Origin of the sequence: Halomonas sp. CSM-2 (assembly GCF_002119345.1) — a bacterium.
Lineage (GTDB): Bacteria > Pseudomonadota > Gammaproteobacteria > Pseudomonadales > Halomonadaceae > Vreelandella > Vreelandella janggokensis.
Map to the genome: position 1 here is coordinate 195,743 of NZ_NBYR01000004.1, position 15,201 is coordinate 210,943.

At 60.2% G+C, this 15,201-nt stretch carries 15 protein-coding genes; 5 read left to right on the top strand and 10 right to left on the bottom strand.

Translation table 11 applies throughout. The annotated features are described in order from the left end of the window. Positions 1 to 48: 48 nt before the first annotated feature. From astB to B7L15_RS04810, 5 genes are read right to left on the bottom strand one after another with little or no spacing between them, the layout of a single operon-like run. Entirely contained in the window at positions 49 to 1,416 is a 1,368-nt protein-coding gene (gene astB, locus B7L15_RS04790; protein WP_085917861.1) for an N-succinylarginine dihydrolase, read from the bottom strand. Next, positions 1,413 to 2,885 (bottom strand): succinylglutamate-semialdehyde dehydrogenase, encoded by a 1,473-nt coding sequence (gene astD / locus B7L15_RS04795; RefSeq protein ID WP_085917862.1) that lies wholly within the window; start codon positions 2,883 to 2,885, stop codon positions 1,413 to 1,415. The genes astB and astD overlap by 4 nt, the downstream gene beginning before the upstream one ends. 24 nt (positions 2,886 to 2,909) lie before the next feature. Further along, on the bottom strand, positions 2,910 to 3,941 hold the full coding sequence (gene astA, locus B7L15_RS04800) for an arginine N-succinyltransferase (RefSeq protein WP_085917863.1): 1,032 nt from the start codon (positions 3,939 to 3,941) through the stop codon (positions 2,910 to 2,912). After that, on the bottom strand, positions 3,941 to 5,005 hold the full coding sequence (locus tag B7L15_RS04805) for an arginine N-succinyltransferase (protein ID WP_085917864.1): 1,065 nt from the start codon (positions 5,003 to 5,005) through the stop codon (positions 3,941 to 3,943). The genes astA and B7L15_RS04805 overlap by 1 nt, the downstream gene beginning before the upstream one ends. A gap of 47 nt (positions 5,006 to 5,052) precedes the next feature. After that, on the bottom strand, positions 5,053 to 6,267 hold the full coding sequence (locus B7L15_RS04810) for an aspartate aminotransferase family protein (RefSeq protein WP_085917865.1): 1,215 nt from the start codon (positions 6,265 to 6,267) through the stop codon (positions 5,053 to 5,055). 356 nt (positions 6,268 to 6,623) lie between these two features. Between B7L15_RS04810 and B7L15_RS04815 the strand changes: the two genes are divergently transcribed. The 3 genes from B7L15_RS04815 to B7L15_RS04825 all read left to right on the top strand — a co-directional run bounded on the left by B7L15_RS04815 (position 6,624) and on the right by B7L15_RS04825 (position 9,047). Then, positions 6,624 to 7,664, top strand: a complete 1,041-nt coding sequence (locus B7L15_RS04815; RefSeq protein ID WP_085917866.1) for a C45 family autoproteolytic acyltransferase/hydolase — start codon at positions 6,624 to 6,626, stop codon at positions 7,662 to 7,664. A 91-nt stretch (positions 7,665 to 7,755) separates the two neighbouring features. Beyond that, a complete protein-coding gene (locus B7L15_RS04820; protein ID WP_085917867.1) occupies positions 7,756 to 8,076 on the top strand; it encodes an antibiotic biosynthesis monooxygenase family protein in 321 nt (106 codons plus the stop codon). A gap of 176 nt (positions 8,077 to 8,252) precedes the next feature. Continuing rightward, positions 8,253 to 9,047 carry an SDR family NAD(P)-dependent oxidoreductase gene (locus B7L15_RS04825; protein WP_085917868.1) on the top strand — a complete coding sequence of 265 codons (795 nt, stop codon included), beginning with the start codon at positions 8,253 to 8,255 and terminating at the stop codon, positions 9,045 to 9,047. A 19-nt stretch (positions 9,048 to 9,066) separates the two neighbouring features. Here B7L15_RS04825 and B7L15_RS04830 read toward each other — a convergent pair whose 3' ends face one another. Both B7L15_RS04830 and fabV read right to left on the bottom strand, forming a co-directional pair. Continuing rightward, the gene (locus B7L15_RS04830) at positions 9,067 to 10,044 is read right to left on the bottom strand and encodes a GlxA family transcriptional regulator (protein WP_176243635.1); all 978 of its coding nucleotides are present in this window, start codon (positions 10,042 to 10,044) and stop codon (positions 9,067 to 9,069) included. 171 nt (positions 10,045 to 10,215) lie between these two features. After that, on the bottom strand, positions 10,216 to 11,421 hold the full coding sequence (gene fabV / locus B7L15_RS04835; protein ID WP_085917869.1) for an enoyl-ACP reductase FabV: 1,206 nt from the start codon (positions 11,419 to 11,421) through the stop codon (positions 10,216 to 10,218). Between the two features lie 144 nt (positions 11,422 to 11,565). Here fabV and B7L15_RS04840 point away from each other — a divergent pair, with 144 nt between their 5' ends. Beyond that, on the top strand, positions 11,566 to 11,949 hold the full coding sequence (locus B7L15_RS04840) for a DUF7079 family protein (RefSeq protein WP_085917906.1): 384 nt from the start codon (positions 11,566 to 11,568) through the stop codon (positions 11,947 to 11,949). On the opposite strand, the gene B7L15_RS04845 is transcribed toward B7L15_RS04840, so the two are convergent. Then, on the bottom strand, positions 11,946 to 12,431 hold the full coding sequence (locus B7L15_RS04845) for a glutathione peroxidase (RefSeq protein WP_085917870.1): 486 nt from the start codon (positions 12,429 to 12,431) through the stop codon (positions 11,946 to 11,948). The genes B7L15_RS04840 and B7L15_RS04845 overlap by 4 nt on opposite strands. An 87-nt stretch (positions 12,432 to 12,518) precedes the next feature. Further along, positions 12,519 to 13,136: a LysE family translocator gene (locus tag B7L15_RS04850; protein ID WP_085917871.1), complete on the bottom strand. Its 618-nt coding sequence runs from the start codon at positions 13,134 to 13,136 to the stop codon at positions 12,519 to 12,521. A 196-nt stretch (positions 13,137 to 13,332) separates the two neighbouring features. Here B7L15_RS04850 and B7L15_RS04855 point away from each other — a divergent pair, with 196 nt between their 5' ends. Beyond that, positions 13,333 to 14,064 (top strand): YebC/PmpR family DNA-binding transcriptional regulator, encoded by a 732-nt coding sequence (locus tag B7L15_RS04855; protein WP_085917872.1) that lies wholly within the window; start codon positions 13,333 to 13,335, stop codon positions 14,062 to 14,064. Positions 14,065 to 14,162: 98 nt separating this feature from the next. Here B7L15_RS04855 and B7L15_RS04860 read toward each other — a convergent pair whose 3' ends face one another. Further along, positions 14,163 to 15,170, bottom strand: coding sequence for a zinc-dependent alcohol dehydrogenase family protein (locus B7L15_RS04860; protein WP_085917873.1), 1,008 nt, complete (start codon positions 15,168 to 15,170; stop codon positions 14,163 to 14,165). Between the last annotated feature and the right edge of the window lie 31 nt (positions 15,171 to 15,201).

The following is a 15,201-nucleotide window of genomic DNA, read 5'->3' on the forward strand; positions in this document are numbered from 1 at the left end:
CGCCAAGGCATGGCCTTGGCGTTTTGGTTGCTAGCTTAGCTTAAGCCCTTACCCCAACTGAAACGGGTAAACAGGCCCGATCTTGAGCAATTGGGTAAGCTCATCCAGCGCGACCAGAGATTCTTCCGCGAGCTGCGGGTCGGCCAAATCATCCGGGGCGAGGCGGTCGCGGTAGTGGCGATTTACCCAAGCGGTCAGATCATCGTAAAGCGCATCGGTGAGCAGTACGCGGCCGGTAAGCGCAGCTCGTTCTGCCTCGGAAAGAGCCACACGCAGGCGCAGGCAGGCAGGGCCGCCGCCGTTGCGCATGCTCTGCTTGACGTCCTTGACCATCACCTCACTGATCGGATTATTCCCCGCCAACAGGTAGTCCTGGATGGTACGCCATACCGCCTCGCGCTCCTGGCATTCGCCGGGCACCACCAGGGTCATGGTGCCATCCGGATTGGAGAGGAGTTGTGAGTTGAACAGATAAGACGCGACCGCATCTTCCATACTCACCGCCTCTACGGGTACCCGCACGGGAATTAATGGCGTGGCCATTTTGTAGCGAAGTTCATCGAGTGTGCCCTCTTCATCCAAGAAGGCCATTTCGTGATAGAGCAGCACGGGGCCGTTGCCCACGGCGATGACATCGTTATGGAACACACCTGCGTCGATGGCGTTCGGATGCTGTTGGGCAAATACGGTTTGCGACGCCGTCAATCCGTGCTGACGGGCCACCGCCTGGCTGGCTTCCAGGGTTTGCCGGGCAGGATAACGCTTGGGTTCGCGCTCGCCGCTTCGCACGTCACCAAACGCCTGGCGGCCATACACAAACAGGTGCACGCCGGGTTCGCCGTACTCACCGCATAGGCGGGTGTGATTGGCCGCGCCCTCATCGGAAAAGGCCGGGGTGGCGGGCAGCACCGGGTGGTGCGCGAAATGCCGTTCGTCGCGGAAGATCGCTTGCAGCACACGCCCCGTCGTTTGCGGCTCCAGGTAGCGGTGGAAGCTAGACTGCAGGTTGGCCGGCGTAAAATGTACCCGACTGTCCGGTGAATCCATGCTGGGCGTGATGGTACCCGCGTTGGCGGTCCACATGCTGGACGCGGAGCAGACCGCGCGGAGCAGCTGCGGCGCCTCTTTGGCAGCACAGGCCAATACCTCACGGTTGCTGCCGCTAAAGCCCAGATCGCGCAGCGCACCGATATCCGGCCGCTGCTGGGGTGGCAGAACGCCCTGGGCATAGCCCGCGTCCATCAGCGACTTCATCTTCAAGAGCCCCTGCAGCGCGCCCTCTTTGGGGCTGGACACCAGGCCGCCGTGGCTCATCGAGGCCACGTTACCCACGGCCAGGCCCGAGTAATTATGGGTCGGGCCGACCAGGCCATCGAAATTGACTTCCTGGACGTTGCTGATGGTCGCCGTGTTCATAAGCTGACCCCCGGCGGCAAGGTGTCGGGCATTTCCAGGCTGTCGGCTTCCATGGAAGCCACCGGGTAGGCGCAGTAATCCGCCGCATAGTAGGCGCTGGGGCGGTGGTTGCCACTATCCCCTACGCCACCGAAGGGCGCGTCACCGGACGCACCGGTCGTCTGGCGGTTCCAGTTGACGATCCCGGCGCGAATGCGCAGCAGGAAGTCGTCCCAGTCGGCTTGATCGCCGCCAATTAATCCGGCGGAAAGCCCGTAACGGGTGTTGTTGGCAAGTTGTACCGCTTCATCCCAGTCGTCATAGCGGTGGATTTTCAGCAGCGGGCCGAAGTGCTCCTCGTCGGGCACGTCCAAGCCGGTCACGTCGATCAGCGCGGGGCTGAGCAGGCTGGTGTTGTCCTGTAGACGCTGCATACGATTGATCACCGTGCCGCCCATGGACTCCAGCTCATCCTGGGCCTTGAGCAGACCATCCGCGGCCGCCACGCTGACCAAGCCCCCGAAAAACGGCGCAGGTTCTTCCTCGAACTGGCCCGCCACGTGCAGCTTGGCGATAGCGTCTGACAGCGCGTCGATCAGCCTGTCACCGACCTCGCCCTTAGGCACCATCAAGCGCCGCGCGCAGGTACAGCGCTGGCCGCCGGAGAGAAACGCCGACTGCAGAATGCTCAGCACCGCGGCGCGCTCATCTTCCACGTCTTTCACCACCAGCGGATTGTTACCGCCAAGCTCCAGCGCGAGGATTTTATCCAGTTGACCGGCAAACTGCTGGTGGAGCATGCCGCCCACCTTGGCGCTACCGGTAAACAGCAGGCCATCAATATCAGGGTTAGCTGCCAACGCCTGACCAACCGGCACACCGCCCTGCACCAGGTTGATGACGCCTGCGGGCAGACCGGCTTCCAGCCAGCACTGCAGGGTCAAATCGGCGGTCAGCGGCGTCTGGTCGCTGGGCTTGAAGACGACACAGTTTCCCGCCAACAGCGCGGGCACCATATGGCCGTTGGGCAGATGACCCGGGAAATTGTAGGGACCGAACACCGCCATCACGCCGTGGGGGCGATGGCGCAGCACGGCTTTGGCGCTACCGACGTCTTTTTCCCGTTCGCCGGTGCGCTCATGGTAAGCCTTGAGTGAAAGCGCCACTTTACCGATCATCGCGCCCGCTTCGGTGCGCGCTTCCCAGAGCGGCTTGCCGGTCTCGGAGGCAATGGCGACAGCCAGCGCTTCGCGGCGGGCGGTCAGCACCTCGACAAAACGCTCGACCAGCGCCTGGCGGTCGGCAAACGGCGTGCGCGCCCAGTCGGGAAAGGCGCTACGTGCGGCGCTGACGGCTGAGGCGACCTGCTCACCGGAGGCTTCCGCCCCTTGCCAAAGCAGTGCCCCGGAAACCGGGTCAACCTTCGTCAAAGTCGCTGCTTCGCCAGCTACCCAGGCGCCGTTGATCAGTTGCTGCTGTTGGGCGTGCATATAAAACTCTCCTGTAAACGTCGCCTAGGTCTCGAGTAGCCGTAAATGATCACCGGTAGTGACACTCAAACGCTGTGCTTCGGCTTCACTCAGCACGATAGTATTGTCTTCAGTGGGGGCACGGCCTATCCAGCTCGCGGTAAAGCTGAGCATATCGGTGGTCGCGGCAAGCCAGCGGCTGAGGCTCTCCTGCGGCGCGCTGTTGGCCACCTCCACTTGGCAGAGCCGTGAGTTGCGGATGGCGCGTACATCGTCAATGTAGGCTTCCACCGTTGGGCCACCGTCGAAAATATCGATATACCCCTCCCAACGAAGCCCCTCTTTTCTAAGCATTTCCATGGCCGGGCGGGTATGCCGATGCACCTGCCCAATGCAGGCACGCGCGTCTTCTGACATAAAGGTGGTATAGATCGGGAACTTGGGCATCAGCTCGCCGATAAAACTCTTTTGCCCAAGACCGGTCAGGCGATCGGCCTCATTGAAATCCATTGGAAAAAAGTGTTTGCCCAGACTTTCCCAGAAGGGGCTGGTGTTGTGCTCATCAAAAACGCCGCGCATTTCCGCCAGCACTTTATCGGGGAAACGGTCGCGGAACTGGGCGATAAACAGCCAGCGCGCCTTGGAGAGCAACGCGCCGTTGCGCAAATGCTTGTTGGCTTCGCCGCGGTATTCCGGGCGCAGAAAAAGCGAGCACACTTCGGCATCGCCGGTATGGTCGGAGCTTAAAAACAGCGTGTCGATGGTGCGGTGCAAATCCAGCTGTACAGAGGAATGCGCCAGCGTGCCCAGCCGGTAATTGTAGAACGGCACTTCGCGACCGACCTGGCCCTCAATCGCGCAACAACCCGCGAGTTCGCCGTTGTCTTCGTCTTCCAGAACGAAGAAATAAAGCCGGTCATCCACTGGGGTGCGCTCTTCAAAAGCGCGGGCAGCAGCTTCAATCTTGCCAGCCAGGAACTCGCGATTATCCGGCAACGAGGTAAACCCCACACCGGCCTGCTGCGCAAGCGCCTGGAGCCCATCAAGATCATCCCGGGCAATGGGTCGAATGCGCATTACATTTCTCCTTCATCAAGCGCATCTACCGCGCTGGGCAAGGTTAACGGCGCGGCGAGCACCGCGCGGCCCTCTTCCACGCCCAAGCGTTCGGCATGCTCGGGCGACAGCATCAACTGACCGGTAGGCGACAGCGCATAGCGTGCCACAATGCAGCGGAAGCCCCCCAGTTTCTGGTTGGCAATCATCGCCGGTTCCGCGTCAGGAAGCGCGTGTTCAGGACGAACCCGGACCGGGTGCCACGCTGCCGAGCGGAAGGTTTCCAGGCGCTCACGTTCGGTTTTGACAATCGGCCCGGCGTCGAAAATATCCACATGGCGCGAGCGCACAAAGCCCTCCGCCAGCATTTCTTCCAGGGCCTCTTCATGGGCCGGGTGTTCACGGCCAATCGCTGCCCGCGCCTGGGGCGTTAGCAGGGGCAGGTAGAGGGGAAACTGGGGCATGACTTCGGCGATAAAGCTTTTCGAGCGCACCCCGGCAATATGATTCATCTCCTGGAAGCTGCGGGCGAAAAAGTGCCGCCCCACGCTCTCCCAGAATGGCGACTCGCTGCGCGTATCCAGATAGCCTGGGAATGCCACCGCCAGAATGCGCGAAAAGCGCTCAGGGTACTGGGCGATAAACATCAGCCGTGCACGGCGTAGCAAGCTTTCGGCACTGGTGCCCTTGTAGCGCGGATTAAGCGAAAAGGCACACAGCAGGGTGGCATCCGAGACTTCATGGGAAAGCGCCAGGGTTTGCACTTCCCGGCGAACGTTGAGCTGCTGGGAGGCGTGAATCAGCGTTTCCTGGCGATAGGTGTAATAGGCCTCATTAGCGCCTGCCTGAGCGCGAATGGTCGCCGTGCCCAGCACTTCGCCACTGGCGTCGTCCGCCAGCACGAACGTATAGTGCTCGTTGCCGGGGAACTCCACCTCGCCGCTGAAGGCCGCCTCGGAGCGCACAATCCGCTCTTCAAGACGCTCGCGGTTGGCGGGTAGATTGGTGAGCCTGGGTACTGCGTGCTCGGCTAGCTGTTCCAGCGCCGCCAGGTCGGCCATTTTCACCGGTCGAATTACCAGCATCCTCAACGCTCCCTCAGCATTTGAGACGGGGGTTGCTACGGCTTCACTCATGTGGCGGCAACTAACCGTTCAATCGCACGTTCCAGGCGGGCCATGCCCTCGGCGATGTCCGCTTCCGGAATGACCAGGGAAGGCGCCATGCGCAGCACATTGGGCCCGGCAATCAGCGCCATCAAGCCCTCTTCAATCGCCAGTGGAAGGATATCTTTGGCACGTCCTTCATAGGCATCGGACATTTGGGCGCCCATCAGCAGGCCCATACCGCGAATCTCTTTAAACACGCCGTACTTGCGATTGATGGTTTCAAGGTGCTCGCGAAACAGGTCATGACGCTTTTTGACACCTTCAAGTACCTCGGGAGTATCGATAAACTCGACCGCCGCCAGGGCAACGGCAGATGCCAGCGCGTTGCCGCCGTAGGTGGAGCCGTGGGTACCGATAACCAATGATTTTGCCACCGCATCAGTCGCCAGCATTGCCCCCACAGGGAAACCACCGCCCAGGGATTTGGCGCTGGTGAGAATATCCGGGGTAATACCGTAATTTTTATACGCGTAGAGTTCGCCGCTGCGGCCCACGCCGGTTTGCACTTCATCAAAGATCAACAGCGCATTGTGCTCGTCGCACAGATCGCGCAGCCCCTGGAGGAAGTCCTGCGTGCCGGGCACGATGCCGCCCTCGCCCTGCATGGGCTCGACCATGATCGCGCAGGTGTCGTCGCCTACCAACTTGCGCACACTTTCCAGATCATTGTAGTCGGCATGCAGGATACCACCGGGCACCGGACCAAACCCCTGTGAATACTTGGGCTGCCCCCCCACGCTCACGGTGAAAAAAGTGCGCCCATGGAACGACTGATAAAACGAGATGATTTTATCTTTATGCTCACCGTGGTTATCCACAGCCCAGCGGCGAGCCAGCTTCAACGCGGCCTCATTGGCTTCACCGCCGGAGGAGCACAGGAAGACCTTATCGGCGAAGGTCCGATCGACCAGCGCCTTGGCCAGGTTCAGCGCTGGCTCGTTGGTAAACACATTGGAAAGGTGCCACAGCTTTTCACCCTGATCCTTTAGCGCATCGACCAGTACCGGATGGCAGTGCCCCAGGGAATTGACCGCGATGCCCCCGGCAAAATCGATATATTCACGCCCCTGCTGGTCCCACAAGCGGCTGCCTTCTCCTCGCACCGGGATGACCTGCTGCGGGGCGTAATTGGGCGCCATATAGTGATCGAAATCCTGACGGTTTGGGGTGTGGCTCATGGGACGCTACCTCCAGTGGGGTAAGGGAATGAAAACAGTATAAGGGGCCGAATAGGGTAACTGCTTTCAGCAATGGGACGGCAAATTATGAAAAGCAGCATTTAACGCGCCCCCTTTTTTAACACTCTATATCCATCCTTCTCACCTCACGGTATCAGTGACGTATTTAGTCGTTTGGGGACGCCTGATGCCCTTCGGTAGCTGTCAGCCGCGCCCTTTCCTCAAACATTGAATAAGGCGCGGAATCCAGGCATCGGCGCGCAGTGTCGGCCATCAAGGGCGAGCAAGTCCGTGACACCTGCACTTCAACGCTGTTCGCGGTAGGCTTGAGTAAATCCGCCCGAGGTGCACGCCGCATGCTCAACGTAACCCAACTGCGTGGTAGCCGCCATGCTATTGGCGTGGTCCATGGCCAGCGCCACGCCGCACAGATTCAGCGCAGCATTGAGGCCTATGACCGGCTGTTTCAAGACTTTGCAGGCCTCGACTGGGCTGCAGCCCGACAGGCGGCGCGACGCTTTATACCGGCTATCGAACGCGGCTTTCCGGCGATCCTGGATGAGCTCGAGGGCATTGCCGAGGGCGCCGACCTGCAGCGCGACGACATCCTCACCCTCAACTGCCGCAGTGAGATCTCGCTAACCCAAGCCAGCGGCGGCTGTTCCGCCTTCTCGCTCTACCAGCAGGGTCGGCAGTGGCTGGCCCAGAACTGGGACTGGCGCCTCGACCAGCTCGATAACGTGGTGGTACTGCACATAGAGGGCGACGACGCTCCGCCGCTGGTCAGCGTCGGCGAGGCGGGGATGCTGGCCAAGATAGGCCTCAACGCCCACGGCCTCGGCGTGTGTCTCAACGCCATCCGCTCGCAGACCTGCGGCGACGGCCTGCCGATCCACGTCGCCCTGCGCAAGCTTCTCGAAAGCGACGGTTTCGCCAGCGCCCAGCGCATCGTCGCGGAAGACCGCGTCGCCTCACCGGCACACTTTCTGGTCGCCAGCGCTGCAGGCCAGGCCGCCGGTTTCGAGGTACAGCCCGGGCCACCGGGGGTACTCGAGGCCCGCGACGGGCGGGTGACCCACACCAACCACCTCTACGCCGCGGCCACCACCGCCTGTGTCGCCGACTTCCCCAAGCCCGACTCCCATGTGCGCCTGCGCCGCCTCGATGAGTTGCTCGACCCACCGCCCGAGGCCAGCGTCAGCGCGCTGTTCGACGTACTGAGCGACCACCACAATGCGCCCATGTCGATCTGCAAGCACACTGACAACGACCTGCCCGAGGCCGAGCGCATGGAGACCTTGTTCGCGGTGGTGATGAACCTCGACGAGCGCACCCTGCACCTGCGCCACGGCTACCCCTGCAATGCCCGGCAGACGCTGAGCATCGCGCTCGACTAGCGGCGCAGGAAAAGAAGCAGTTAGGGACGGGTGGGCGGGATACACTGGCCCAGGATCGAAAGTTTCAGCAGCAGCAACAGGGAGAAGCGCCATGAAATATATCTTTGAAGTGCATATCCGCGACGGCTACCGCGCCGAGGACTACGCCGACGCCTGGGTCCGCGCCAGCCAGCTCATCCAGCAGGCGACAGGGGCACGCGGCACCGAGCTGCATCGCAAGATTGGCGACCCCAGCACCCTGATCGCCATTGCCCACTGGGACAGCAAGGCCAGCCGCGACGCCATGGAAACCCAGCCCAACCCGGAGATCAAGGAGATCATCCGCCGTGCGGCCCCCTGCTGCGAGATCCGCCTGATCGGCGAATTCGAGGAACCGGAGTGGGTGGTGATGCCTCCGGATGCCGAGTCATAAAGGAGGGTCGCAAGGCCCCTTTTACTGGCTCAGTGCTCAGCAAGCGACTGAAAGCCTGATCAATTGAAGACCTCCCCCTTGAAGAAACCTAAAAGAGCACCACACTCATTAGCAAGCTATAAAGTTACCCGTTGTGTAGCGAGGTACTGATACTCAGTAAGAGAGGAGCACACCCCATGCAGATTGATCTTAACGGCAAGCACGCCATTATTACCGGCTCGACTGCAGGTATCGGCTTTGCGATTGCCCAGGGTTTGGCCAATGCAGGTGCCGATGTCGTCATCACCGGGCGCACCCAGGCACGTATTGACGAGGCCATCGCGGCCATCAAGAAAGACGTTCCCAACGCCAAGGCGACGGGCGTGGCCGCCGACCTGGGCACCGCTGAAGGCTGCCAGACGCTGATCGAACAACAGCCCAGCACCGACATCCTGATCAACAACGTCGGCATCTTCGGCCCACAGGACTTTTTTGAGGTCGACGACGCCACTTGGCAGCAGTTCTTCGACGTTAATATCATGAGCGCCGTGCGCCTTTCACGCCATTACGCCCAGGGAATGCGTGAGCGCAACTGGGGCCGCATCCAGTTCCTGTCCAGTGAATCGGGCATCAACATCCCCAGCGAAATGGTCCATTACGGCATGACCAAATCAGCATTGCTGTCGGTATCGCGGGGGCTTGCCAAGGTATTGAGCGGCACACAGGTGACCGTCAATGCCATTCTGCCGGGGCCAACCCGCTCTGAAGGGGTGCTCAATATGATTCGTGAAATGGCAGAAAAAGAAGGCATTTCTCAGCAGGAGGTGGAAGCGCGCTTTGTGCAGGAGAACCGTCCCTCTTCCATCATTCAGCGCCTGGCGACACCCGAAGAGGTCGCCAGCATGAGTGTTTATGCAGCCTCCACCCAAGCCAGCGCCACCACCGGCGCCGCCCTGCGCGTGGAAGGTGGCATCGTGGATACATTAACCTGATCCATCTAACCTAATCCCTTTAATTCAGGCGCTCTTCCCTCGGTGTCATGCCAAAATGGTGTCGGTAGGCGGTAGAAAAATGTGCCCCGGAAGAAAAGCCGGTGGCAAAGGCAATATCGCCTACCGCCAGGTCGCTTTCCCGTAGCTGTTTGCGGGCTTCCTGAAGACGCAGGTCCAGGTAGTAGCGGCTGGGCACCGCCTGCAGGTATTTTTTGAACAACCGCTCCAACTGGCGCCGGGATATTCCCAGATGCTCGGCAAGTTCCAGGGTAGAGAGCGGTTCCTCGATATTGGCTTCCATCAGCGTCACGGCATCCACCAAGCTTTGCGGCGCGTGACCCAGACGGCTACGCAGCGGCACATGCTGGCGCTCGTCCGCCAGGCGAATCCGGTCGCAAACGAACTGTTCCGAAACCTGCTCGGCCAGGCGAGCGCCGTGATGCTGACCGATAAGCGTCAGCATCATGTCCATCGCCGCGGTGCCACCTGCACAGGAAAGCCGGTCGCGGTCAATCTCAAACAACTGCTGGGAAAGCGTGACTTGCGGATAGGCCTGGGAAAAGGCGTCGAACCGCTGCCAGGGCAGCGTGGCGCGGTAACCTTCCAGCAGCCCGCAGCGCGCCAGCACCTCGGTGCCACCCGCCAGCCCTCCCAACATCACGCCGCGCCCCACGTATCCCCGCAGCCATTCATTGAGCTTGGCGGGCAGTGCATAAGGCAGCGGCGTAGGGGCGCAGACCAGCAATAAATCAAGCGGCCCAGGCGTGCTTGCCAAGGTATGCTGCGCCAGCACGGAAAGCTGCGCACCGCTGCGGACGGATTCGTCATCCATACTCAGCGTGACGGTTTGATAAAGCATCTGCCCGCTGAGCTGGTTGGCCATTTGCAAAGGTTCCAGCGCGGCAGCATGCGCCAGCATCGAAAACCCCGGCAGCAGCACAAACGCTACCCGCCGTCGTGACGCGGCATTGGGGGAGTTGACTGGGTTATGCTGCATGGAAAACCGCCGTGACGAAAACAAACCGACATCTTAACCAATTGCCTGGGTAAAGGCAGTGGCTACGTCGTGGTAAACAAAACATGACGTATAAATGCAAAAACGCCGAGCTCCCAGGCCCGACGTTTCTGTAACACTTAGCGGTCGCAACACCAATTAGCGCTGACCGGTTTATAGATTGACAACATCAAAGTCGACCATCGGGTCAACATCGGCGTCGTAATCTACATCATCACGCTCGAAGCCAAACAGTTTCAGGAAGTCGTGCTTGTAGCCCGCGTAATCGGTGATCTCGAACAGGTTCTCGGTGGTGACCTCCGACCACAGGTCCTGGCAGGCCTTCTGGATATCGTCACGCAACTCCCAGTCATCCAGGCGCAGACGGCCGACGTCATCAGTGGCCATCTCACCGTCTTGCGGGGCGTAGAGCCGCTCGCCGAACAAGCGGTTAAGCTGATCGATCGTGCCCTCGTGGACGCCCTGCTCTTTCATGATGCGATACACCATGGCGATATACAGCGGCATCACCGGGATCGCCGCGCTGGCCTGGGTGACCACCGACTTGAGTACCGCCACATTGGCACCCCCACCGGTCTCTTTCAGCCTGGTATCGATTGCCGCGGCGGCACGGTCCAGGTCTTCCTTGGCCTTGCCCAGCGCGCCGTGCCAGTAGATCGGCCAGGTGATCTCAGTGCCGATATAGCTGAACGCCACACTGCGCGCGCCCTTGGCGAGCACACCGGCCTGGTCCAGCGCATCCATCCACAGTTCCCAATCTTCGCCACCCATCACGGTGATGGTATCGTCGATCTCCTGCTGGGTCGCGGGCTCCACCTCGGCTTCGATGATGGCGTCCTTGTTGGTGTCGATCGCGGTGGCGCGGTAGGTTTCGCCAATCGGCTTGAGGCTTGAGCGCTTGAGCTCACCGCTATCCGGCAGTTTGCGCACCGGCGATGCCAGCGAATAGACCACCAGATCGACTTCGCCCATGTCCTGCTTGATCAGTTCAATGGCTTTCTGGCGCGCTTCGTGGGAGAACGCATCGCCGTTGATCGACTTGCTGTAAAGGCCTTCCTGCTTGGCAAATTTGTCAAACGCTGCGCTGTTGTACCAACCCGCTGTGCCAGGCTTTTTCTCAGTCGCCGGCTTTTCAAAGAACACGCCCAGGGTATCCGCCCCGTAGCCAAACGCCGCGGTAATGCGCGCCGCCAGGCCGTAGCCGCTGGAAGCCCCGATCACCAGCACTTTTTTAGGGCCGGCGCTCTTGTCCAAACCGCGTGCGCGGGTAGCTTCAATCTGCTCGCGAACGTTTTGCTCGCAGCCAACCGGGTGGGTGGTCGTGCAAATAAAGCCGCGTACTTTGGGTTTAATAATCAAAGGGAACCTCGCTTTCAAAATAACGTGTTTAGCTCATCAGTGGCACTATTCTAGCGGTCTCGGGCGGCGCTGTCCGCTATTGAGCTTATGGACCTTTCACGTCAGGATATTGTTTTATCCCTGACCGCCCGTGAGGCTTTGTTAATGAACGCACAGCAGCTAGTCGATGAACGTGGCGATTTGTGGTTGGCACTGGCCCCGTTATGGCTGGACCGCGAGCCAAGTGAACGCGATTACGCCCAGATGGTTGAGGTCGTTCAGCGCTTTGAGATGACCTTCAAAGAGCTTGAATGGATGTTCCGCTTGGAGATGGCGCCGGTGATGGCCCGCCACCAACTGTCCATTGCCAGCGAATGGCGTGAGTTCAATGATCGCAAGCTGATGCAGCAACTGGTCAGCCACAACCTGCGTTTAACAGGCTGGCGGCGCAAGAGTTGGGCGCTTTTTTCAGGCCTGACGACCATGATGGTTCGCCACCGTTGGAACGAGCTGATGAACCGGGTGATGGTCGCCCGCGGCGAGACTTAAATCTCGTCGAGCGCGCGTTCCAGGCGTAGCCGTAACGAGCGGCCATGATCTCGGGGACCAAAGCGCGCAATGACCTTGCCATCACGCCCGACCAGGAATTTTGTAAAATTCCATTTGATCATTGTTGTGCCCAACATGCCGGGCGCCTCACGCTTTAACAGGACGAACAGCGGGTGAGCGTCACCGCCGTTAACCCGCACTTTTTCCATGAGCGGAAATGTGACGCCGTATTGCTGCTCGCCAAAGGTACAAAAGGCCTCAGCGCTTTCCGGGGACTGTTTGCCAAACTGGTCGCAGGGAAACCCCAGTACCGTGAAGCCGCGATCTCGATAGCGTTGGTAAAGCGTTTCCAGCTCTTTGAGTTGCGGGGTATAGCCACAGCGGCTGGCGACGTTGACGATCAGCAACACCTGCCCCTGCAACGCCCGCAGATTAAACGGCTGCCCCATGTGGTTATAACAATCCTGATCGTAAAGTGTCATCTGCCGCTTTCCCCCTGGAACGCCTCGCCACTTACCATGCCATTTCTATGCCCAACGCACCAGTTCCTCGAGCCAGCCAATGCCGATCTAGACCAGCGGACCGGCCACCACGCGAAGCGCCAATGCCAGCAGCAATACCCCGGTCACCCGGTTGATCCAATGGGCACGGTGCTGAAGCCAGGGCAGCACGCTTGAATGCGACAGGGCAACGGCCACCAGCACGTACCACCCCCCGTCAATGACCATGGCCGTCACCACGATGAGCGCTTTAGCGACCAGGCTCATATCGGGCGTGACAAACTGGCTGAGCAGCGCAACGAAGAAAAGAATCAGCTTGGGATTGCCAAGCGCCACCAAGACGCCCTCTCTGGCGGCCCTAGCGCCGGACGTGACCATTGCCTGTTGCTGCATCGCCCCGGCGCTACCGGCACGCAGCGCTTTAATGCCCAGCCAGGCAAGATATGCAGCCCCTACCCAGGTAATCAACTGGAAGAGGGCCGGCCACTGCACAATCAGCGCGCCCAGACCCAGCACGGTAAGCAGTGCATAAAGCCCAACGCCACCGGCATGGCATAACGCCGCTGTCACACCCACCAGTCTTCCCCCACCCAAGGTATGGCGCAGCACCAGCGCCAGACTGGGTCCCGGTGACATGGCGCCCATGGCGCATACCGCCGCCAGCGACAACCATAGCGAGAATGGCATGTGATTCTCCTTGATCGTTGATTATTCCTTTTGCCGCCAGCCAATGGCGACCCGCACAGTGTACGTCAAAACCATCCAGACGACGTCTGCGCTTGAGCAAATAAGGCTGTTAGCATGATATTCTGTTGGGTAAACTTTGGCTTTTTTGATGACACCCCTGATCAGCAGGGAGAATCACTAATTACAGGACGTCAACATGGGTAGGGCTTTTCAGAACCGTAAAGAATCCATGGCCAAAACGGCCGATGCCAAGACGAAGGTCTACAGTAAGTACGGTCGCGAGATTTACGTTTGCGCCAAGTCGGGCGGCACCGATCCCCATAGCAACCTGGCGCTACGCGGGCTGATGGAGCGTGCCAAGAAGGACCAGGTACCTTCTCACGTGATTGACAAGGCGCTGGATAAAGCCAGCGGGGCGGGCGGCGAAGACTTTTCAGCGGCGCGCTACGAGGGCTTCGGCCCAGGAAATGCCATGGTGATTGTCGAGTGCTTGACCGACAACCCCAACCGCACCTTCGGCGACGTTCGCGGTTGCTTTACCAAGACCAAGAGCAAAATCGGCACCCCCGGCAGCGTCAGCCATATGTTCGACCACTGCGCGATTTTCGCTTTTGCCGGTAGCGACGAGGAAGCCGTGCTGGAAACACTGATGGAGGCAGATGTCGACGTCACCGACATCGAACATGAAGACGGCCGCATCACCGTGTTTGCACCGCATACCGACTACGCCAAGGCCAAGCAGGCGCTGCTGGACACCTTCGGCGACATCGAGTTTGAGGCCGATGAAATTCAGTTTCTGCCGCAAACCACCACGCCGGTCGAAGGCGACGATGTGGCCATGTTCGAAAAACTGCTCGGCATGCTGAACGATCTGGACGACGTACAAAACGTCTACCATAGCGCTGAGCTGCCCTCAGACGACGAGTAAACGCTTAACGCACCAGCGCCGCCCGTGAGGGCGGCGCTGGTGCAAGGCAAGACCAGGCACTAAGGCCTGATCGCAAGGTCTTGGGGGTTATCGCTCGACTAGAATGTCAGGCAGATCTTGCCGAAGTGTTCGCCGGATTCTTGATGACGGAAGGCATCGGCGATTTTGGTCAGCGGGAATTCACGGTCGATAATCGGCCGCATGCCATTGGCTTCGATGGCACGAATCATTTCTATCTGGTCGCGGCGGCTGCCCACGATCAACCCTTTCAGGGTGGCCTGCTTGGCCATCAGCTTGGCGGTGGGGATTTCCCCTTCACGGCCGGTCAATATGCCGATCAGTGCGATATGACCGCCGATCTTGACCGCATCGATCGACTGCGGCAACGTGCCTGAGCCACCTACTTCCACCACATGATCAACGCCTTCGCCTTCGGTCAGCGCCTTGACGGCTTTCCCCCACTCGGGCGTCTCTTTGTAGTTGATGGTGTGCTCCGCCCCCATCTCACGCAGGCGCGCGAGCTTTTCGTTGGAGGACGATGTGGCGATGACCCGTGCGCCCATCATCTTGGCAAATTGCAGCGCAAAGATGGAAACGCCGCCGGTACCCAGCACCAGCACCGTATCGCCAGCTTTCAGGCCACCGTCGACGACTAATGCGCGCCAGGCGGTGAGGCCAGCGGTGGTCAGGGTAGCTGATTCGGCGTGACTGTATTCAGCCGGCTGATAGGTGAACGAGGTGGCAGGCGCGATAACCTGCTCGCGCGCATAGCCATCGATGCCATCGCCGGGAGTGGTACGGAAGTCGCCGACCCGCGCCGGGCCCTCCAACCAGCCGGGGAAGAACGTCGACACCACCGGGTCGCCCACGGAAAACTCGCTCACGCCTTCACCGACGGCGTCGACAACCCCGGCGCCATCCGACATGGGGATACGCCCCTCCTCGGTGGGGATCATCCCGGCTACCACGGCGTAGTCGTGAAAGTTCAGCGAACTGGCGTGCAAGCGCACACGAATTTCACCTTTCCCCGGCTCGCCGGGCTCGGCTTGATCCACTACCGTTAGCTTGTCGAGACCGCCGGGCTGATTGAGTTGAATCGCTTGCATGAACACCTCTTTGGACAGAATGGTCGGTACA

What these genes read in the sequence shown, in the direction of transcription:
- astB (WP_085917861.1), bottom strand. Translation starts at nt 1,416, where the DNA reads ATGAACACGGCGACCATCAGCAACGTCCAGGAAGTCAATTTCGATGGC.
- astD (WP_085917862.1), bottom strand. Translation starts at nt 2,885, where the DNA reads ATGCACGCCCAACAGCAGCAACTGATCAACGGCGCCTGGGTAGCTGGC.
- astA (WP_085917863.1), bottom strand. Translation starts at nt 3,941, where the DNA reads ATGCGCATTCGACCCATTGCCCGGGATGATCTTGATGGGCTCCAGGCG.
- B7L15_RS04805 (WP_085917864.1), bottom strand. Translation starts at nt 5,005, where the DNA reads ATGCTGGTAATTCGACCGGTGAAAATGGCCGACCTGGCGGCGCTGGAA.
- B7L15_RS04810 (WP_085917865.1), bottom strand. Translation starts at nt 6,267, where the DNA reads ATGAGCCACACCCCAAACCGTCAGGATTTCGATCACTATATGGCGCCC.
- B7L15_RS04815 (WP_085917866.1), top strand. Translation starts at nt 6,624, where the DNA reads ATGCTCAACGTAACCCAACTGCGTGGTAGCCGCCATGCTATTGGCGTG.
- B7L15_RS04820 (WP_085917867.1), top strand. Translation starts at nt 7,756, where the DNA reads ATGAAATATATCTTTGAAGTGCATATCCGCGACGGCTACCGCGCCGAG.
- B7L15_RS04825 (WP_085917868.1), top strand. Translation starts at nt 8,253, where the DNA reads ATGCAGATTGATCTTAACGGCAAGCACGCCATTATTACCGGCTCGACT.
- B7L15_RS04830 (WP_176243635.1), bottom strand. Translation starts at nt 10,044, where the DNA reads ATGCAGCATAACCCAGTCAACTCCCCCAATGCCGCGTCACGACGGCGG.
- B7L15_RS04840 (WP_085917906.1), top strand. Translation starts at nt 11,566, where the DNA reads ATGAACGCACAGCAGCTAGTCGATGAACGTGGCGATTTGTGGTTGGCA.
- B7L15_RS04845 (WP_085917870.1), bottom strand. Translation starts at nt 12,431, where the DNA reads ATGACACTTTACGATCAGGATTGTTATAACCACATGGGGCAGCCGTTT.
- B7L15_RS04850 (WP_085917871.1), bottom strand. Translation starts at nt 13,136, where the DNA reads ATGCCATTCTCGCTATGGTTGTCGCTGGCGGCGGTATGCGCCATGGGC.
- B7L15_RS04855 (WP_085917872.1), top strand. Translation starts at nt 13,333, where the DNA reads ATGGGTAGGGCTTTTCAGAACCGTAAAGAATCCATGGCCAAAACGGCC.
- B7L15_RS04860 (WP_085917873.1), bottom strand. Translation starts at nt 15,170, where the DNA reads ATGCAAGCGATTCAACTCAATCAGCCCGGCGGTCTCGACAAGCTAACG.